At 68.6% G+C, this 19160-nt stretch carries 19 protein-coding genes; 4 read left to right on the top strand and 15 right to left on the bottom strand.

From position 1 onward, the window contains the following. Positions 1–122 precede the first annotated feature (122 nt). Together AB0I53_RS39535 and AB0I53_RS39530 are read right to left on the bottom strand one after the other, a co-directional pair. On the bottom strand, positions 123–818 hold the full coding sequence (locus tag AB0I53_RS39535; RefSeq protein ID WP_358614176.1) for a nitroreductase: 696 nt from the start codon (positions 816–818) through the stop codon (positions 123–125). Positions 819–979: 161 nt separating this feature from the next. Next, positions 980–1786: an enoyl-CoA hydratase/isomerase family protein gene (locus AB0I53_RS39530; protein WP_358614175.1), complete on the bottom strand. Its 807-nt coding sequence runs from the start codon at positions 1784–1786 to the stop codon at positions 980–982. Positions 1787–2136: 350 nt separating this feature from the next. Here AB0I53_RS39530 and AB0I53_RS39525 point away from each other — a divergent pair, with 350 nt between their 5' ends. Continuing rightward, positions 2137–2835 (top strand): GntR family transcriptional regulator, encoded by a 699-nt coding sequence (locus AB0I53_RS39525; RefSeq protein WP_358614174.1) that lies wholly within the window; start codon positions 2137–2139, stop codon positions 2833–2835. A gap of 94 nt (positions 2836–2929) precedes the next feature. Here the strand turns inward: AB0I53_RS39525 and AB0I53_RS39520 are convergent, their stop codons facing one another. Continuing rightward, complete coding sequence (locus AB0I53_RS39520) at positions 2930–4066, bottom strand: CaiB/BaiF CoA-transferase family protein (RefSeq protein WP_358614173.1); 1137 nt, start codon at positions 4064–4066, stop codon at positions 2930–2932. Positions 4067–4430: 364 nt separating this feature from the next. Between AB0I53_RS39520 and AB0I53_RS39515 the strand changes: the two genes are divergently transcribed. After that, the gene (locus AB0I53_RS39515; RefSeq protein ID WP_358614172.1) at positions 4431–4994 is read left to right on the top strand and encodes a putative immunity protein; all 564 of its coding nucleotides are present in this window, start codon (positions 4431–4433) and stop codon (positions 4992–4994) included. Positions 4995–5224: 230 nt separating this feature from the next. On the opposite strand, the gene AB0I53_RS39510 is transcribed toward AB0I53_RS39515, so the two are convergent. The 8 genes from AB0I53_RS39510 to AB0I53_RS39475 form a co-directional block, all read right to left on the bottom strand. Further along, complete coding sequence (locus tag AB0I53_RS39510; RefSeq protein ID WP_358614171.1) at positions 5225–5659, bottom strand: alcohol dehydrogenase catalytic domain-containing protein; 435 nt, start codon at positions 5657–5659, stop codon at positions 5225–5227. A 90-nt stretch (positions 5660–5749) separates the two neighbouring features. Beyond that, positions 5750–6592, bottom strand: a complete 843-nt coding sequence (locus AB0I53_RS39505) for an SMP-30/gluconolactonase/LRE family protein (RefSeq protein WP_358614178.1) — start codon at positions 6590–6592, stop codon at positions 5750–5752. Then, entirely contained in the window at positions 6501–6992 is a 492-nt protein-coding gene (locus AB0I53_RS39500; protein WP_358614170.1) for an ALF repeat-containing protein, read from the bottom strand. Before AB0I53_RS39500 ends, AB0I53_RS39505 begins: the two co-directional genes overlap by 92 nt. 47 nt (positions 6993–7039) lie before the next feature. Further along, a complete protein-coding gene (locus AB0I53_RS39495) occupies positions 7040–8089 on the bottom strand; it encodes a phenylacetaldoxime dehydratase family protein (protein WP_358614169.1) in 1050 nt (349 codons plus the stop codon). Positions 8090–8302: 213 nt separating this feature from the next. Beyond that, positions 8303–9622, bottom strand: a complete 1320-nt coding sequence (locus AB0I53_RS39490) for an SLC13 family permease (RefSeq protein WP_358614168.1) — start codon at positions 9620–9622, stop codon at positions 8303–8305. A gap of 135 nt (positions 9623–9757) precedes the next feature. After that, the gene (locus AB0I53_RS39485; protein WP_358614167.1) at positions 9758–10510 is read right to left on the bottom strand and encodes a fumarylacetoacetate hydrolase family protein; all 753 of its coding nucleotides are present in this window, start codon (positions 10508–10510) and stop codon (positions 9758–9760) included. An 8-nt stretch (positions 10511–10518) separates the two neighbouring features. Next, positions 10519–13464: an FAD-linked oxidase C-terminal domain-containing protein gene (locus tag AB0I53_RS39480; protein ID WP_358614166.1), complete on the bottom strand. Its 2946-nt coding sequence runs from the start codon at positions 13462–13464 to the stop codon at positions 10519–10521. Between the two features lie 84 nt (positions 13465–13548). Further along, complete coding sequence (locus AB0I53_RS39475; protein WP_358614165.1) at positions 13549–14715, bottom strand: aminotransferase class V-fold PLP-dependent enzyme; 1167 nt, start codon at positions 14713–14715, stop codon at positions 13549–13551. A 93-nt stretch (positions 14716–14808) separates the two neighbouring features. Here AB0I53_RS39475 and AB0I53_RS39470 point away from each other — a divergent pair, with 93 nt between their 5' ends. After that, positions 14809–15579: an IclR family transcriptional regulator gene (locus AB0I53_RS39470; RefSeq protein ID WP_358614164.1), complete on the top strand. Its 771-nt coding sequence runs from the start codon at positions 14809–14811 to the stop codon at positions 15577–15579. A 230-nt stretch (positions 15580–15809) separates the two neighbouring features. Here AB0I53_RS39470 and AB0I53_RS39465 read toward each other — a convergent pair whose 3' ends face one another. Both AB0I53_RS39465 and AB0I53_RS39460 read right to left on the bottom strand, forming a co-directional pair. After that, positions 15810–16079, bottom strand: coding sequence for an Ada metal-binding domain-containing protein (locus AB0I53_RS39465; RefSeq protein WP_358614163.1), 270 nt, complete (start codon positions 16077–16079; stop codon positions 15810–15812). 369 nt (positions 16080–16448) lie between these two features. Beyond that, the gene (locus AB0I53_RS39460) at positions 16449–17321 is read right to left on the bottom strand and encodes a helix-turn-helix transcriptional regulator (protein WP_358614162.1); all 873 of its coding nucleotides are present in this window, start codon (positions 17319–17321) and stop codon (positions 16449–16451) included. 111 nt (positions 17322–17432) lie between these two features. Here AB0I53_RS39460 and AB0I53_RS39455 point away from each other — a divergent pair, with 111 nt between their 5' ends. Next, positions 17433–17861, top strand: coding sequence for a hypothetical protein (locus tag AB0I53_RS39455; protein WP_358614161.1), 429 nt, complete (start codon positions 17433–17435; stop codon positions 17859–17861). Between the two features lie 100 nt (positions 17862–17961). Here the strand turns inward: AB0I53_RS39455 and AB0I53_RS39450 are convergent, their stop codons facing one another. Both AB0I53_RS39450 and AB0I53_RS39445 read right to left on the bottom strand, forming a co-directional pair. Continuing rightward, positions 17962–18063 (bottom strand): hypothetical protein, encoded by a 102-nt coding sequence (locus AB0I53_RS39450; protein ID WP_358614177.1) that lies wholly within the window; start codon positions 18061–18063, stop codon positions 17962–17964. A gap of 14 nt (positions 18064–18077) precedes the next feature. Then, the gene (locus AB0I53_RS39445; protein WP_358614160.1) at positions 18078–18923 is read right to left on the bottom strand and encodes a hypothetical protein; all 846 of its coding nucleotides are present in this window, start codon (positions 18921–18923) and stop codon (positions 18078–18080) included. Positions 18924–19160: the final 237 nt, after the last annotated feature.

The raw sequence follows: 19160 nt of genomic DNA, 5'->3' as shown, positions 1-19160 counted from the left end.
CGCCAACACTGTACCGAATCGTTCACGCGTCGAACGATTTGTGTTTCTCGCCGGGCCGCAGGCTGGCGCGGATGGCGCCCCGCCGCCTTCGTTGCGGTCGCCTGCGACGCGCTGCCGGGCGATCAGCGGTCGACCACGATCACCGCGTCCCCGACGTCCGCGCGGTCGGTGCGGAACCGGTTGACCGGGTGCGCGGCATCGGCGTAGCCGAAGGACACCGCGCAGACGATGCGCCGGTCCTCGGGAATCCGGAAGTACTCGCGCACGTGGTCCGAGTGCATCGCGATCGCCGCCTGCGGAACCGTCGAGACGCCGAGCGACGACGCGGCGTTGATGAGATTGGCGACGTAGCCGCCGCAGTCGATCGCGCCGTAGACACCCTGATCGCGATCCGTCGTGATGACGGCGACGTGCGGGGCGCCGAAGAACTCGAAGTTCTTCAGCCGCTGGACCTCGCGGGCGTCCCGGTCTCCCCTCTCGATCCCCAGGCTGGCATACAGCGCGTAGCCCGCACCGCGGCGACGTTCCCGGTATACCCCGTGATATCCAGCAGGCGCTTCGAAGTCCGACACCGGCTCGTGGGTCTTCGCGTGATCGGTCAGGCTCGCGGCGAACCGCCGGGTCGCCTCGCCCTTGGTCACGTGCACCTGCCACGGCTGGGTGTTGCACCAGGACGCGGTTCGCTGCGCGATCTCGAACATCTCCGCGATCACGTCATCGGAAACGTCGTCCGGCAGGTAGGCTCGGCAGCTCCACCGCTCGCCGAGCAGATCCTTGAACCGGTTGGGCTCCGCCGGGCGATCGGCCGCGAAACGCATCTGACCTTCGTGAATTCCTGACGTACTCACACGATCCCCTTCACTGGCCGCCGCGCAGTGGCCCGTCAGCGCCGACCGGCTCACCGGCCCCTCAACTGCAATTCACCCGATCGCGGCCCAGGCAGCGCGGACCAGGTCAAGCTCGTGAACTCTCGTGTGGTTCAGGCGGTCGCGTTCCCGTCGAAATTCGGGGCGCGGCGCTCGCGGTGCGAGGCAACACCCTCGACCACGTCCGGGCCGCCGAAGCCGAGGAACTCCAGGCCGAGCGAGGCGTCGAAGATCGGCCCCGCCTGCCGGTACCACTGGTTCAGCGAGTACTTCGTCCACCGGATGGCGTCCTGCGCTCCCCCGCTGAGCTCGCCGGCGATCTCCCGGGCCGTGGCCAGCAGGTCCGCTTCGTCGACGGTCAGCGACGCCAGGCCGGCGCGCTCGGCGTCCTCGCCCGTGATCTTGCGGCAGGTCAGCAGCAGGTACTTGGCCTTGGCCATGCCGCACAGCATCGGCCACACCGCGGCGGCGTGGTCCCCGGCCGCGACGCCGAGGCGGGTGTGCCCGTCGATGATCCGCGCGGTCCGCGCGGCGATCGAGATGTCGGCCATCAACGCGACGACCAGCCCTGCACCGACGGCGGGCCCGTGGATGGCGGAGATGATCGGCTTGTTGCAGGCGAGGATGTTGTAGTAGAGGTCGCGCGCCTCGCGCATCACGCGCATCCGCACGCCGTAGTCGGCGATCTGGTCTTCGACCAGGTCGAAGCTGCCGCCTGCGGAGAACGCTTTGCCCTCGCCCCGGACGACGACCGCACGCACTTCGGGGTCGGCGTCGATCACCGGCCAGAGCTGCGGGATCTGCGCGTGCGCGGTGGCGTCCACGGCGTTGAGGTTCGGCGCGCTGAAGACGACCTCGAGCACGCCGGGCTGGTGGTTCTCGAAGGTCAGCGCCGAGAAAACCTTGTACTTGTCGAGCACCGCTGCTCTCCCCTTCCGTACGCTGCTGATCTGACGGCTACGCCCGGGCACCGCGTCCCGCCGGCAGGGTCAGACACTACACGGAACAATATATAATGTGTAGAGTTTATCCACCTGTTCGTCCGTGGTATTCGACAGCGGCGCGGATGCGGCGGATGCGGGCGCGAAGAGCCAGACCACCGGCCGGTGACCAGCCTTCGGGACCCGTCATCCGACCGCCCGGCCGAGCCGCTCGACGGACTCGACTCCGCCCGCGCCCCGCCGACGACTTGGCACTACGTGCCGTACGCGGCAGTAACCATGGGTATATGATGTTCGGGCAGTCTCGAGAAGGTGGAGTGAGGATGTCGGTGGCGAACGACTTGGTCGCAGTCCGCGGCAACAAGCGGAGGCAGCTGCCCGACGAGGTGGCGAGCTACGTCCGCGAGCAGATCATGTCCGGCCACTTCAAGCCGGGCGACTTCCTCCGCATGGAGCCCATCGCCGAAGCCGTCGGCGTCAGCAACACCCCGGTCCGCGAGGGCCTGCTGACCCTGCACAACGAGGGCTTCGTCCAGCTGGTCCCCCGCCGCGGCTTCGTCGTGGCCCCCTTCACCCGGCAGGACGTGCACGACCTGTTCTGGGCCCAGGCCAAGCTGGCGGGCGAGCTCGCCGCCCGCGCCGCCAAGAACATCACACCGGAACAGCTCGCCAAGCTCGAAGCGATCATCGAGCAGCTCGAGAAGGCCGTGAAGGCCGATGACAAAGACCTCATCGCCGACCTCGGGCACGCCTTCCACCGCGAGATCAACCTCGCCGCGAACTCGCACCGCCTCGCGCTCCTGCTCGCGGGAATCGTGAAGCACATGCCGAACCGCTTCTACGCCTCGCTCGAATCCAGGGTCAGCTCGACCCGGGAGCAGCACCCGCTCATGGTCGAGGCGTTGCGCAAGCGCAGCGTGCGCAAGGCTCGGACGCTCATGGAAGAGCACATCGTCGAAAGCGCGGACTACGTGATCGAGATGCTCGAAGAGAGCGGCTTCTGGGACGACGAGGAATCCGAAGCCTGAGCCGGATGCGGCTCAGCCGAGCACCGAAGTTCCAGCAGAGTGCCCCCGAGACCGCGGTCTCGGGGGCACTCTGCTGACCGCGCTGTCCAGCAGGTCACGCCTCTCCCCGACCGGAGCCGGCCGACCAGGACTGGATCAGCCCCTGCACGTCGATGGGCTGCGAACGCGGCGTGGCAGGTTCGCGCGGTGGCGTTCGGCTGAAGCGCGGCGCCGGCGAAGGGTGCAGGGCGCCGTCGACCTGCTGGAACAGCTGCCGCTCGACGTTGTGCGGATCCTCGGTCGCCTCGTCGAACGTCAGCACCGGGGTGACGCACGCGTCGGTGCCGCCGTAGATGGCGGCCCATTCGGCCTGCGTCTTCGACTCCACCGCGGTCGCGATGAGCTCCCGCAGCTTCGGCCAGGCCTCCTGGTCGTGCTGATCCGGCCAGTCGGTGACGTCGACGTCGAGCCGCGAGAGGAACTCCCGGTAGAAGTCCGCTTCCAAGGCGCCCACCGCGATGTACCGCCCGTCCGCGCAGCGGTAGGTGTCGTAGTAGGGCGCGCCCGAGTCGATCCAGTTCGTGCCGGGATCGTCGGCGAACAGGCCGGCCGCCCGCAGGCCCTGCAGCTTGGCGGTCAGCAGCGCGACCCCGTCGACCATCGCGGCGTCCAGGACCTGCCCGCGCCCGGAGCCACGTGCCTCCAACACCGCGCACACGATGCCGAACGCCGCGACCGTCCCACCGCCCGCGTAGTCCCCGAGCAGGTTCAGCGGGGGCCGGGGAGCCTCGTCGGCGCGAGCCATGGCATGCAGCGCCCCGGATTGCGCGACGTAGTTGATGTCGTGGCCCGCCTGCTTCGACATCGGCCCAGTCTGGCCGTACCCGGTGAGCCGGGCGTAGACGACGGCCGGGTTGCGCTGGAGGACGACCTCCGGCCCCAGCCCGAGACGCTCGGCCACCCCTGGGCGATACCCCTCGATGAAGACGTCCGCGGCCTCCACCAGGCGAAGTACCGACTCCACGCCGCGCGGATCCTTGAGATCGACGGGCACCGCATCGACCCCTCGGTTGGCCAGGTCGTGTTCGGGACGCAGGCCGTCGGTGTTGGCCAGGGCACGCTGCGGCCGGTTGGCCGGGCGGGTCGCCCGGACGACATCTGCGCCCATGTCGGCCAGGAGCATCCCGGTGAAGGGAACCGGGCCCATACCGGCCAGGACGACGACCCGGACACCTGCCAGCGGCCCGCTCACGCCACATCACCCCGGATCGCGCCGCTGCGCTCCGGCGACTCCGACGTCGCGACCCGTGCCACTTCTTCGACGACCGGAAGGCCCCCAGGCCCGCGGGTGTTCATAGCATCGCTCCTTCGCCGGACGTACCGCGACATCAAGGTCACGCCTGTTAATATTTGATATACTATACTTAAAGAGATCAAAATTAAATATTTTATATACTATGCGGCTCGATTCCTCGCGTGTCGACGCTTCCGCGACGCCGGGTTCGCGCACCAGGCCACCAGCCTGAGCCGCCCACCGTCTTGAAGGTTTCTCCGCACTGTCCTGCCACTATCGCCGGGAAGTTTCAATCGAGGTTTCAACGATACTGTTGAGCGATATGACCGCGGCCGACGAGAATCTGACGATCGAACTCAGCATGGCTGAACTGCGCGAGATCACGCGCTATGCCGTGGCCTGCGCGGAGCCCGCACTGGCGATCTTCGAACTCGCACGTCCTGACGATCGGCGCCCACGAGCCGCGATCGACGCCGCGCTGGCGTTCGCGGATGGAGCCAAGCGGACCAAGGCGATCCGTGACAGCGCGTGGGCGGCGCAGCGGGCGTATCAAGAGGCACGCGACGCAGGGCAGGCTGCGGCCAGCGATGCCGCGCGCGCGGCCGTCGCCGCGGCCAGTGCGGCGTTCCTGCATCCCCTGGCGAAAGCGACTCAGGTTTTGCACATCCTCGGACCGGCCGCCCACGCGGCGAGAGCAATCGAGATCGACGCCGGCGACGACCGCAACGTCGGCACCGACTACATCGAGAAGGCCAGAGATCTGGCCAGCCCCATCGTGGTGAGCGTTCTGACGCGCTACCCAACCGCCCCGAGTGGTCGCGGGCGCGTGGGAGAGCTGCTGCGGAAACTGGACGCATCATTGCGACAGCTGCGGACCGATCGTTGACCGATGGTCGCCCCGATCCCGTTGATTCCTCGCCGATTCCCGACTTCACGGCCAAGGGGCGGACGTGAAGATACCCTCTCGGCCGGGGCGAACAGATCCTCCCGCGAGATCAGTCCGCCCAGACCAAGAAGGCATCCGCTCGCCACCCGGATCGTCAGCGGATCCGGGCCCGGCGCATCCTCGTCGTCACACCCGCTCGATCAGCGCGACCTTGACGTGGTCCGGACGCTTCAGCGTGCCGTGACGCCGAGACCGGCGAGCTGACCGACCGGCCGTCCGTCCATCGACATGCGGAACGAAGTCGGGTCGGTGAACCGCGCACCGGTCCCGATCGACGCGCCGAGCTGACACAGGTTCTGCATTCCCTTCGCGCAGTACCAGCACCGGCCGCACACCGGCAGGAAGGAGAAGACGACGTGGTCGCCTTCCGCGAATCCCGTCGCGCCCGGTCCGAGCGCGTCGACGATCCCGGCGCCCTCGTGCCCGCCGACGATCGGCAGGATGGGGACCTGCTGGGTCCCGACCGCGAAGTGGTCGTCGGAGTGGCACATCCCCGCAGCCTTCATCTTCACCCGGATCTCGCCGGGCCTCGGGTCATCGAGCTCGACCTCGGCGAGTTCGAAACTCCCTGGGACCTCCTGCAGCACTGCAGCACGCGTCAGCACGGTCGTCCTCCTCGATCGCTGTGTCCGGTCGCTCCGGGACCGGAAGATCCGTTCTGTTCTCGTCCGTTCATGCCCTGCTCGCCCGCGTGCTCAGCCGAGCGGGACGTCGACGCGGGTGGACAACACCGCGCTCTCCGGGTTTCCGGCGCGCTTTTCCGGGTCGAAGTCGGCCGGTGTGGCGCACAGGAAGAGGGTCCGGCCGTCCGCGCCGCCCAGGGCGCAGCTGTAGCAGTTGAGGTTCCCGGTCGACACCTCGTCGACGATCTCGCCGCCCTGTTTGACGCGGACCGCCCGGCTCTTGATGAAGTCGGCGACCCAGATCGCGCCCTCGGCGTCGACGTGCGAGATGCCGTCCGCGGCAACGCCGAGCCGCCCCATCGCCTTGGCCGGGTCCTCGTCAGCGGGGACCGGCCCGAAGCTCGCCCAGTCCCGGCGTTCCGACAGCGAACCGTCGGCCTGGATGTCGAACGCCGACAGCCGGTTGCCGAACGACTCGGCGACCACCAGCGTGCTCCCGCCGATGATCGTCGCGCCGTTCGGGAAGTGCACCGGACCGGCGACGACCGACACCGACCCGTCCGGATCGACCCGGATCAGCGAACCGGGACGTCGCGGTGCCAGGGACATGACGTCGAAACCCCAGGTGCCGACCCAGGCGGTCCCGTCCGCGCCCACCGTCATGTCGTTGAGCGGATACTCGGACAGCGCGGAGAGGTCGGCGCGGGTGACGACGGTTCCGTCGTGCTCCCGGCGCACCAGCCTGCGATCCCGCATCGACACGGCGAGGAGGCGGCCATCCGGCAGCCAACCCAGCCCGGAGGGCTCGCCCGGCACCTCGGCCTCACTCCGCAGCCGCGAACCGTCCTCCCCCACCGAGTAGACCCCGTGCGTGTAGATGTCGCTGAACCAGACGAGCCCATCGTGCCAGCGCACACCTTCGGTGTGCGTCAGCCCGTCCGCGAGCACCTTCAAATCGGCCATGACCGACCTCCGTACGACTCCGATGGCGTGGGTCACAGCCTGTCGACATCGGACGCCGACGGCGTCTGCCAAGGGTCAGAGATCCTGTCCGACCTTGGTCGGAGACCGGCCTCGACAACGCGCGCAGCTGACCGGGCCCCGGCACGCACGCCGGGTCAGTGCACCAGGTTGCCGCAACGCACCGCGGAAGCAATGCCGCCGTGGCGGCTGCTTGGGCGCGTGGCCACCGTCCTTTGTGCACACCGCAGCGATCCGCGTGCCGGTGTTCGCGGGCGGTGAACTGACCTTGAGCGAGGAATCGTCGGACGTCTTCCGGTGCGCCGTTGAGCGCGGCCTCGGCTGCTTCTCGCACGGGCCGATGGCGCCGGACGGTACGGCGCCCCGGGCGGTCCTGTTCCTTCAGGAATTCTCGGGCATTGCCACCTTGAGCAGGCCGGTTCCGGGATGGCAGCCGAGGTATTCGAAGTGCTGTTCCTCGGCTGCCGCGACGGTGACCTCGTGGTAGAGCCGTAGCCGCGCGGCCGGGCCGAGTGCCGACAGGTAGCGCGTGGCCTCGCCGAAGATGTTCTTGTGGGTCGGGTGGTCGCGGGCCCAGTCGTCGAGCGCGGTCATGCTGCGCCACCAGCTCATGCCGAAGCTCTTGTCGAGGGGCTTTCCATCGTCGCCGAGGACGCGCATGTAGCGGTTGTTGTAGCAGCCGATCGCGCGGCCTTCGTCGCGCAAGAACTCCATGCCGGCGTGCAGGACCGGTTCGACGTCGTCGAGGTACCTGTTTCGTTCGTCGCCGTCGGTGTCGGTCCAGTCCTGTCCTGAGCGGATCAGGCAGAGGTTGTGCTGTGCACGGACGCGGTGCCGGACGCCGTCAGTTGTGAGCGCGGGTGGTTCTCCGGGTGCGAGCGGGTCCGTCTGCGCCTGCGGCAGCCGGTCACGCGAGCCGCCCCAGTACCCGTGCTCGCGCACTTCGCCGCTGAGCCCGTCTGCCAGGACGGCGATGCCCTCTCGGCGGTCGTTCGAGAACAGGGTCTCGAACCTCGTCGCCGAGGGGCGTACGGCCTCGATGAAGAAGCCGGCATCGCTGGTCGCGCGCTGATCGCCGAGCCACATCTCGCGGGCGTTGGTGAACCAGTTGTCGTAGTGGGTCGTGTCGTCCCAGTAGGCGATCGTGACGACAGTGGTGTAGCCGTTCTCGTCGATGTAGCTCGCTCGATCGGTGTGCCTGGGGCCGTCCGGCAACGCGCACGTCGCGGCAAGGTCGGCGAGCGCGGCGCGGACGGGTGCGGGTGGCCGGCCTTCACCCGGGTACTGCGCCCCGAAGTAGGCCATGGCGACTCGGCTCACCTGCGGCTGGAATCTCGCCACGTACGACGGGTACGGCGGCTGCCAACTCGGCTTGAGCTTCGCCGGCTGCGTGCGCGCGCTAGCCAGGTACCGCGGAATCGCTGACTCCATCGTCGTTGCCTCCAGTCAGGCCGGTGCCGTAGTCGGCTGCGACTCGTACATCGCGTACGAGTCCACCGCCGCCCGCGAATCACCATGCCACTCGGGCTTCGACCGCCGACACCGCCGCACGAACCCCAGGCCGCGCTGGCGCCTCCCTCCCTGCGCAGGTATTCGCTACCGGGGCCGGCTGCGCCGCCGGCCCCGGTGCCGGCCCCGGTGCCGTCAGAGCCATCCGGGGAGCACGAAGATCGCCCAGGACAGCACCGGCGCGACCAGGATCATGCTCATGCCCCAGGCCATCAGCCGCTTGAACGTCGCGTCTCGACTCTCCTCCGGAGTGCTCGCGACGACGAGCGCGCCGCTCGTGGAGAACGGGGAGGAATCGACCACCGACGAGGAGATCGCCAGCGCGATGATCATGCCGACGGCGCCGACCTGCCCGGTGTGCAGGAACGGCACCGCGAGAGGGATGAGCGCGCCGAGGATCCCGGTGGTCGAGGCGAACGCCGAGACCGCACCACCGATGAGGCAGATGAGGAACGCCGCCAGCAGCGGGATTCCGATGCCCGCGACGCTGTTGCCGAGGTAGTCGATGGTGCCCACGCTCTCCATCAGGCCCACATAAGTCACCACTCCGCAGATCAACAGCACGCTGGGCCACGCGACCTCGGCGACGCACTTCTTCGTGGTCTGGGGCCACAGCAGGATCATGATCGTGGCGATGCTCAGTGCCAGGAGACCCACGTCGAGTTGCAGCGCCAACGCGCCGACGGCGAGCACGACAAGCCCGACAAGCGTCGCAGTCCGTTGCACGTTCAGCGTGGCGACTCCGGTGACGGCCTCCGTGCTCGTGCGGATCGCGGTTGTCGCTCCGCCACCGCCATCCGTCCCGTCGACGTCCTCCTCTTGCGGCGTCGGCTCCGTGCTGACGCGCCGGTGCAGCAATTGCTTCCCGCCGAACAGGAAGAAGACCACGAGGCTCAGCAAAGTGTTGAACAGCAACGTGCTGATCCACAGCAGCACGGGACTACCGGGTAAACCGCTGCGTTCCACGACGCCGTTGGTGATGCTGCCGAAGATGCTGATCGGCGAGAACCCGCCCGCGCTCGCGCCGTTGATGACGAGCAATCCCATCAGCATCGGGCTGATCCGGTAGCGAACCGCGAAGTTCAGCCCGATCGGCGCCATCATCGCCACCGCGCCGGGCACCACGGCACCCACCATCGTGAGCAGGCTCGTGACCAGGAACATCACCCATGGGATCAGGGCGATGCGCCCTCTCACGGCCCGCACCCCGGCGTGGATGAGCCAGTCGACCGTTCCGTTGGACTTGGCGATGGCGAACAGCAGTGTCACGCCGACCAGCACGACGAACAGATCACCGGGGAACCCGGCGAACAGATCGTCCTCGGACTGGTGGACGATGAACGTGCCGATCAGGAAGGCGCCGAGGAAGGCGACCGCTCCCATGTTCACCGAGCGCAGGGACGCGAGAAGGAATATGACCACCAAGCCGATGATCGAGATGATCTGTATGGACATCGACGCTCCTCGAGGCTGACGTTGACTCGCAGGTTTGGCGAATTTCTTCGTGCGATACCAAAATCTCGCGGTGCCTGAGACCGTCCTCCGGTGTGCTTCGTTTTCGTGGAAGCGGTTCCAAGGCTGCCGCCCGGGTCATTGCCGGTCGGCCACCGTGTTGCGGAGTGCGCCGATACCGGAGATCTCGACCTCGACGACGTCTCCGGGCGCCATCGGCCCCACCCCGGCGGGGCTGCCGGTGAGCAACACGTCGCCGGGTTCCAGGGTGATCCAGCGAGTGACGAACGCCAGGAGTTCGCCGATCCCGAACACCATGTCCGAGACGGATCCCCGCTGCACGACTTCCCCGCCGAGCCGGGTGGTGATCCGCAGGGCCGACGGATCGGATACGTCGGTCTCGATCCAGGGGCCCAGCGGGCAGAACGTGTCCGCGCTCTTCGCCCGGGCCCACTGGCCGTCGGCCCGCCAGTCGTGCGCGGTGACGTCATTCGCGCAGGTGTAGCCCAGCACGACGTCGGCGGCGCGATCAGCCCGCACGTTGCGCGCGGTGCGGCCGATGACGACCGCCAGCTCGCCCTCGTACTCCAGCCGCTGCACCTCGGTCGGCCGCAGTATTTCTGCGCCCGGGCCCACGATCGCGTTGGGAGCTTTGAGGAACAGCGACGGCTGCGTCGGCCAGGGCCTGCCCTTCTCGGCGATCTGACCGGCGTAGTTGCTCCCGGCGCAGACGATCACGCGCGGCTCGCACGGGGCGAGCAGCGTGACGCCCGACAGCGTCCCGACGACTCGCCCCGGGTCGTCATTCCCGTCGTGCAGCTCGTGTACCAGGTCGCCGACGACGGCGCCGCGGCCGACCTGGCCGTCGAGGCGGTAGCGGACTATTCGCATGGTCCCTCCTAGTCGATGTCGGCCAACGCCTCGCGTACGAGCTCCACCGGGTGCCACGCGGTGCGGCCCGCTCCGTGGAAGATCTGCTGTCGGCACGACACCCCGGTCGCGGCCACGACCGTGTCCTCCGGTTCCGCAGCCAGCGCCGGGAACAACCGGTCTCCGCCGACGGTCATGGACGTTTCGTAGTGCTCCGACTCGAAACCGAACGAGCCCGCCATCCCGCAGCAGCCCGCGTCGATCTCCACGACCTCCACGCCCGGGATGCGGCGAAGCAGGGCCACCGTGGCGGCGGTGCCGACTTCCGCCTTCTGGTGGCAGTGGCCGTGAAAGACGATGCGCCGCCCCGCGAGCCAGGAATCAGCGCGCAGCGGGAGTCGACCCGCGTCGATCGCTTCGACGAGGAGTTCCTCGACCTGCTTGACCCGCTGCGCCACCGCGCTCACCGCGGCGGATTCGGGCAGCAGCGCCGCGTGTTCCTCGCGAAGCATGAACACGCACGAAGGCTCGCAGCCGACGATCGGCGAGTCCCGCGCGGTGTTCTGGTCCAGCGATGTGACCAGTGCGGAGGCCTTCTTCTTCGCATCGTCCAGCATTCCTTTGGACATGCTCGACCGCCCGCAGCAGCCGCCGCCCGCGAGGTCGACCCGCCAGCCCGACCGCTCCAGCAGCTCGATGCCCGCCTGGCCGATGTGCGGTTCGGTGTAGGTGGTGAACGAGTCCGCGAGCCAGGTGACCGTGCCCTGCGGTGCCTGCGACGCGGACATCCGGTGTCGGCGGAACCACCGGAGCAGGCTGACCCGTTGGAACGTCGGGAGCGGGCGGGCCGCGGCAATGCCGAGGGTGCGGTCCAGGATCCTGCGCAGGAAGGGGATCCGGCCGGGCAGGTTCGACAGCGGCGCGGTCGCCGAGCCGAGCCGGTTGAGCGCGCGGATGGAGGAGAACACCCGCGACCGCAACGGGGTTCCGTGGATCTCGTGGTGGTGCGCGAGAGTTTCGGCCTTCAGCGAGGCCATGTCCACGCTCATCGGGCACTCGCTCTTGCACGCCTTGCACATCAGGCACAGGTCGAGGATCTCGTGGAGCCGCTCGTCACCGAGAGCCTCGTGCGGATCCGGCTCGGACAGCGCCTTCACCAGCGCGTTGGCTCGGCCGCGGGTGGAGTGCTCCTCGTGCTTCGTCGCGATGTAGGACGGGCACATCACGCCCGCGGTGGACTTCCGGCAGGCGCCGATGTTCATGCACCGGTCCGCGGCCCCGCGCATGCCGCCGACGACCTCGAACTGGAGCGTCGTCCGCAGCGGTGGGGCGGGCGGCAGGGAGTCGCGGTCGCGCAGGTTCTCGGTCATCGCCGGCGCGTCGACGATCTTGCCGGGGTTCATGACGTTGCCGGGGTCGAAGACGCGCTTGACCTCGCGCATCGCCTCGTACAGCTCGTCGCCGAAGATCTCCCGGTTGAACTCGCTGCGGGCGAGGCCGTCGCCGTGCTCGCTGGAGTTCACGCCGCCGTACTCGGCGACGAGGTCCTTGACCGCTTCCGCGACGGTGCGCATCTTGGCGACCTCGGCGGGGTCGGTCAGGTCGACGAACGGCCGGATGTGCAGGCATCCCACCGAGCAGTGGCCGTAGAACCCGGCCTCCATCTGGTGTTCGTCGAGGATCTCCTTGAACCGCTTGGTGTATTCGGCGAGGTGAACCGGGTCCACTGCGGTGTCCTCGACGAAGGCCAGCGGGCGGCGGGTGCCCTCGCCGGCGGCCATCAGCAGGCCCAGGCTGGACTTCCGGACCTTCAGCAGCGCCGCCTGCTCGGCGGGCGTGACCGCGCGGAGCGTGTGGTAGCCGTGCCCGTTCTGCTGCCACAGCGCGTCGAGCCGGTCGAGCTTGGCGATCAGCTCCGCTTCGTCGTCGCCGGCGAAGGAGACGAACAACAGCGCGCCCGGGTCACCGACGAGCACGTTCCCGAGGTCGGCGAACTCGATCTTCTGCCGGGACAGCTCCAGGATCGTCCGGTCCATCAGCTCGACCTGGTGAGGATCGCGGCTCAACGCGTCCGTGGTGGCCGAGATGGCGCTCGCGGTGTCGGTGAAGTGGCCGACGGCGTAGACCGTCCGCGCCGGTTTGGGTACCAGTTCCACCAACGCGCGGGTGGCGATGACCAGCGTGCCTTCCGCGCCCACCACGAACTTCGCCAGGTCGAACGGCTTTTCCGGCCCGAAGCCCGCCAGTCGGTCGAGCCGGTAACCGCAGGCACGACGCCAGAATGCCGGCATCTTCGCTTCGATGACGTCCGCGTTGGCGTTGACCAGTTCCGGAAGTGCTCGGTAGATACGCCCTTCAAGGGTCTCCGCCGCTGCCCGGCGTTCCCGCTCGGCCTCGTCGACGGGCTCCAACCGGGCGCGCGATCCGTCGGCGAGGACCACGTCGAGCGCCCGCACGTGGTCGATCGTCATGCCGTAGGTCAACGAGCCGCTGCCCGCGGAGTTGTTGCCGATCATCCCGCCGATCGTGGCCCGGTTGCTGGTGGAGGTGTCCGGGCCGAACATCAGCCCGTGGGCCGCGGCGGCCTGGTTGAGCTGGTCCTGCACCACGCCGACCTCCACCAGCGCCGTGCGCGCCACCGGGTCGATCTCGATGATCCGGTTCATGTGCCGGGACATGTCGAGCACCAGGCCGGGCCCGACCGTCTGGCCGACCAGGCTCGTTCCCGCGCCGCGGGGCACGATCGGCACACCGAGCCCGGCGGCGACCTTCACCGCCGCGGCGACGTCGTCGGCGTGGCGCGGGAACGCGACGCCCAGCGGCGTGATCGAGTACATGCTGGCGTCGCGCGAGAAGAGGTGGCGCGTGTAGTCGTCGAAGGCCACCTCGCCGTCCAGCGCGGCGCGCAGCTCCCGTTCCAGGCGCGAGCTGACGGTCGACAGCTCGGCCGGTGCGTCAGTCGTGGGGACGGTCATCGGGAAGTCCTTTCGGGTTGTGCCGGGAACAACGTCACCGCGGCATCGGCTCGTCGTCCGAATGCCGTTGCACCGCAACCGATCTCATGCGGTGCGCAACACCCTCATGGCGTCTTGGAGACCGTCCGGGTCGATGGGCACACCGGCCAGTTCCAGGCCCATCTGCACGCCGGCGAGCGTCCCTGCCAGCGTCAGGTCGTTGAAGTCGCCGAGGTGACCGATGCGGAACACGCGGCCGGCGAGTTTGCCCAGGCCGGTGCCCAACGACATGTCGAAGCGGTCCAGGATGATCTCGCGGACCTTGTCCGCGTCGTGCCCCTCGCCCAACAACACGGCCGTCAGCGAACCGGAGTACTCGCGTTCGTCGGCGCACAGGACCTCCAGGCCCCAGCCCCGCACCGCGGCCCGGGTCGCCTCGGCATGGCGAGCGTGCCGGGCGAACACGGCCGGCAGCCCTTCCTCTTCGAGGAGGGTCAGGACCTCCCGCAGACCGTAGAACAAGTTGGTGGGAGGGGTGTACGGGAAGAAGCCGCGCTCGTTGGCTTCGAGGATCGGCGCCCAGCCCCAATAGGACTTCGGCAGCCGGGCCGAGGATGCGGCGGCGAGCGCCTTGTCGCTGATCGCGTTGAAGCCCAGGCCCGGTGGCAGCATCAGGCCTTTCTGCGAGCAGCTGACCGTGACGTCCACGCCCCACTCGTCGTGGCGGAAGTCGATGGAGGCCAGCGAGGAGATCGTGTCGACCAGCAGCAGCGCGGGATGTTCCGCCTCGTCGATGGCCGCCCGGATCTCCGGTACCCGGCTGGTGACGCCGGTCGAGGTCTCGTTGTGCACGACCATGACCGCGGCAATGCGATGCCCCTTGTCGGCGGCGAGCCGTTCGGCGACGACCGCCGGGTCGACGCCCCGCCGCCAATCCCCGGGCACGAAGTCGACGACCAACCCGAGTCCTTCCGCCATGTCCCGCCACAGCGTGGCGAAATGGCCGGTTTCGAAGGCGAGCACGTGGTCCCCCGGCGACAGGGTGTTGACGAGCGCGGCCTCCCAGGCCCCGGTGCCCGAAGAGGGGTAGATGACGACGGGACCACTGGTGCCGAACACCGGCTTGACCCGTTGCAGCAGGTCCAGCCCCAGTTCGGCGAAGTCCGGTCCGCGGTGGTCGATGGTGGGTTGCGCCAACGCCCGCAACACCCTGTCGGGAACGTTGGTCGGCCCGGGAATCTGCAGGAAATGCCGTCCGCTGTAAGCGGTCACTACGCTCAGCCCCTAACCTGTGCCGTGAGGTGGTACGCTGTGCCGTATAAAAGCGCAGCGAGAGTAGGCATCACGGGTTGAGGAGTCAAGGCAGTGCGCAATGTCCTGAACACGCTGCGGGTACTGGAAGAGGTCGCCGCGCGGCAGCCGATCGGCGTCGGCGAACTGGCCCGCGCGCTCGACATGCCCAAGAGCTCGGTCCAGCGCGCGCTGCTCACCCTCAATGAAGCCGGCTGGATTCGGCCCGCTTCGGGAGAGACCAAGCGGTGGGTCATGACCACCAAAGCGCTCGCGATCGGCGGACGCGCCAGCGGCGACCTCGGCCTGCGCGACGCAGCCGTGCCGATCATGGAGGATCTGCGCCAGCGCACCGAGGAAACGATCCACCTAACGGTCCCCGAGGAAGACAAGGTCGTCCTGATCGAACGCCTGGAGACCTCCAAACCACTGCGCATCAGCATGGCCCTCGGGCACGCGCTGCCCCTGCACGCATCCGCCAACGGCAAGGCGGTCCTCGCCAACAGCGGCCCGGAGGTCGTCAAGCGCCTGCTCGTCGACGAGCTACCGCGCTACACCGACAACACGATCACCGATCCGGACCGGATGCTCGCCGAGCTGGCCGATATCCGGGAGCGCGGGTTCGCCGTCAACCACGGCGAGTGGAGGCCCGATGTCGGATCGGTCGCCGCGGCAGTCCTGGAAGGCCCCGAGAAGCCGATCGCCAGCCTCAGCGTGAACCTCCCGATGAGCCGCCTGACCGAGGAATCCGAAGAGGCCTGCGGCATCGCGGTGCGCGAAGCGGCAAGGAACCTCAGCACCCGACTCGGATACTCGGCCACCCCGCAAACCGACTCGGCGAGGTAGCGGACCCTCCGCCAGAACACCACCTTCAAGGCCCACAGGAAACGATCCCGGCTGGTCGACTCACGTCGCGATCACCTGATCCGCTCCCATGCAAGGTTTTTGCGACGGCCACCTAAAGTGCAGTCCTAAGTAGACTCAACGCCTCGGCCGGCCATGGCCTCTAGCCGAGATCCGCACCCGAGGCGGGTTTCCGGTCTAGTGGCGAGCAATTTGTGGTCGTGGCATCCGACCTAATCGGACGTGCGCTGCTTCCACCCGCGGTATCGCTCCGGCAGGCACACCGCGCAGGGGCGGTGGCCCGCCGCGATCGCGGTGGCCTCGTCGGCGAAGAACACCCGGTGCCGCACGTAGCCGCCGCGAGCGATCACACGCAGCGCGGACGGACAGTCCAGCCTGCCGTAGATCCGCCCGCGGCGATACCCGCCGAATCGGCCGGGATCCGTGCTCTCGTAGGGCTCGCCGTCCGCACCGAGCAGCGTGTACAACTTGCGCTCGGTCATCAGGCGGCTCGGAAGGCCGAGTCGAACGCGAATCGCCAGTCCGCATTGGCGACGCATTTCGCGAATTCGTCCATCGCGGAAACCTTCGGAGTGGTGCTCATGCGACTGCCTCCATGGTGAGCAGCGGTGGCCTCCCCCGGCCCCGTTGCCGGCTCGGAACGTGCGCCCCGGAGCGGAGTTCCACCGGACAGATCGGCTGTGCGCGTCCTCCGAACGACGCACTGCGAACGACCCGGCACCAGCATGGCAGCAGCCCACAGTCGGCTGAATAGTTTTCAATTAACACTGAACATATTGCTGATCCTGAATCGCCGAGCCGATCTCCCAGCGCGGTGATTCAGCACAAGCGCTGACACCACAGCACCTCTGCTATCGCTGGAGCGGCGAGCTGGCGGCCATGTCCGGGCAGGTGGGCGCCGCAGATGGGCTTGGGCTCCTCGCGGCCAGCGTGCGCAGCGCATTCGCGGTGAGTTCGTCGAAGGGGTAGAAGAATTCGATCGCCAGCTCCGACAACGTCACATCGGCCGGAGCTCCGAATGTGGCCATGGTGCTGAACATCGCCAATTCGCCCTGCGGGGTGCGGATTCTCAGCGGCACCTGGATCGGGCTCGGCGCGTTCCCGGCGCTGCCGGCCTGTTCTGCACCTGAGTCCTCTGGGACGGGATACTGGCCCACTTCCTCGTACAACGCGCGCAGGTGCGTGTCTCCGGTGGCGATGACCTGGCGGTGCAGTCGTTCGAGGAACAGGGCTCGGACCTCGCGCAGGTTGACCAGTCGCCGGGCCAGTCCGTCGGGATGCAGGGCTAGGCGGAACACGTTGGGCTGCGGCAGCAGCAGGTGCTGCGGTATGCCGTCCATGAGCACGGCCATGGCCTGGTTGCCGAGCAACACGTTCCACAGGCGGTCGACCACTACTGCCGGATACGGCTCGTGGGACGCCAGCATGGTGTCCAGCGCCGAACGGATCGAGGCCATGGCTTCGTCGTCGAGGCTGCTTTCCTGGTATGCCGGTGCGTAGTCGGCGGCCAGCAGCAATGTGTTGCGGTCGCGCAGGGGGACGTCCAGGGCGCGGGACAGGCGCAGCACCATCTCTCGGCTCGGCCGCGCACGGCCGGTCTCCACACAGGACAGATGCCGTGCGGAGGTGTCCGCCAGGAGAGCCAGGTCGAGCTGGCTGAGCCTCCGGCGCTGCCGCCACTCCCGGAGCAGAGCGCCCGCCCTGACCGGCTGCCGCACATCCATGCTTCGAAGCGTAGCCAGCCGTGGATCACCGCGGCCATGACCTCGGAGGTCATTGAGTTCGTGCCCCGCACGATGCCACCTTCGAAGCAGACCGAGAACGAGGAGATGTGCATGAGCATCCTGACCGCTACCGCCGCGAGTGACCCGAAGGAACGGGGCGGCAGGCCTGACCTGCTTCGCAGCAGCCTGCGGATCGACGGCTTGGGCACCGCCGCCTTCGGCGTGGTCATGCTGGTGGGCGGACCGTGGCTCGGTGGCCCGCTCGGGCTGCCGTCCGCCTGGTTCCTGCCGATCGGGATCGCCATGCTTGGAGGTGCCGCCGCCCTCGGCCTGATCGCCGGCTACCCGAAGATCCCGTCGCGGTTGGCCGGGTTCGCCATCGCGGGCAACGCCCTGTCCGCTGTGGTGATCCTTCCGCTGACGTTCACCGGTGTGCTGCCGCTGACCGGACTGGGCATCGCCTTCATGCTCGCCGGTGCCGCGTGGGTCACCGCGTTCGCCGCGCTCACGTTCGCCGGTCTCCGCCGCTCGCGGAGCTGAGGACCGCACCGCGGAGGCATGCGCATCGCCGCGTGACGCCGAGTGGCGCGCACGTGACGATCGCTCGCGCGGATGGCGCCGATCTGTCCTGGTTCCGGAACTACCTCTGGTGTTCCTCCGTTGACATGGCGGCGAAGAGGGCCGCCTGGCTTCGCGAGGTGAAGCCCAGTTTGGCTAGGACGTGCTCGACGTGGGCTTCCACGGTGCGGCGCGAGATCACGAGTTCCGCCGCTGAGCATCGGGCGAGCAGAGTTTGTGGCTGTAGTCCATCGTCGCGCGCAGCGTCTGATGGCGCGACGACGCGGTCCTGCTCCCGAACACCCGCTCCGACGACGGGTCCGCCGCCGAATCGACCAACACCTCCAGCGGGAGCAGGCGAACGCCCGCCGCGGTCAGTTCGATGGCCAGCGGCAAGCCGTCCAGACGCCGGCACAGGTCGATGACCGCCTGTTCGTCGGCCGCAGTGGTGGTGAATCCCGGATTCAGCGCCGACGCACGCTCGAAGAACAGCGCGACCGCGCCGAACCGCCCGGCCTCACCGCGCGCCACCTGCTGCCCCGGCGCCGGCAGTGACAGCGGGGGCACGGGATACAGGGCCTCGCCGTCGATCCGAAGTGCCTCCCGGCTGGTCGCCAGCACCCGGAGGTTCGGGCATCGGACCAGCAGATCAGTGGTCAGCTTCGCGCAGACTTCGATCAGATGCTCGCAGTTGTCGAGGATCAGCAGCATGTGCCGCTCGCCGATGTAGTCGGCCACCGCCAGGTTGCCGGTGCCGCCCAGGCCCTCCTCCCTCAAGGCCGACGCGACGGTCGACGCGAGGAGGTCCGGCTGCGTCACGTCGCCGAGAGCGACCAGCCACACGCCGTCCGGGAACGCGGCACGCGCCGCCCGCCCCACATGCAGCGCGAGCCGGGTCTTGCCGACCCCGCCAGGCCCGGTCAACGTGACCAGTCGAGAGCCCGACCAGAGCCGCCTGACCTCGGCCGCCTCCGCACGCCGCCCGATCAGGCTCGTGAGCTCGACCGGAAGGTTCCCGGCCGGGCGGAAGTCGCGACGCACCATCCGAACCGCCTCGCCCGTTCCCTGCCTGGTCAGGATGCGTACGAATCCGGCTCCGGCACGACAACCACCTCGACGGCCGCTTGATCGCACCGACGAGCTGGGGCGCGGTGGAGATGCGGGCCCGATGTGTGCGGCCACCTGGTCAGCCCGCGCAGCCGGGAATCAGAACGAAAGCGGCATCAGGCCGCCGGGACCTCCTGCGTGGCGCAGGATCTACGGCTGTCCAACGCGACTGCC

The sequence above is a fragment of the Saccharopolyspora sp. NPDC050389 genome (assembly GCF_040655595.1).
Taxonomy (GTDB): domain Bacteria; phylum Actinomycetota; class Actinomycetes; order Mycobacteriales; family Pseudonocardiaceae; genus Saccharopolyspora.
Note: the sequence above shows the minus strand (reverse complement) of the source record. Positions and strands in the feature narration are given on the sequence as shown.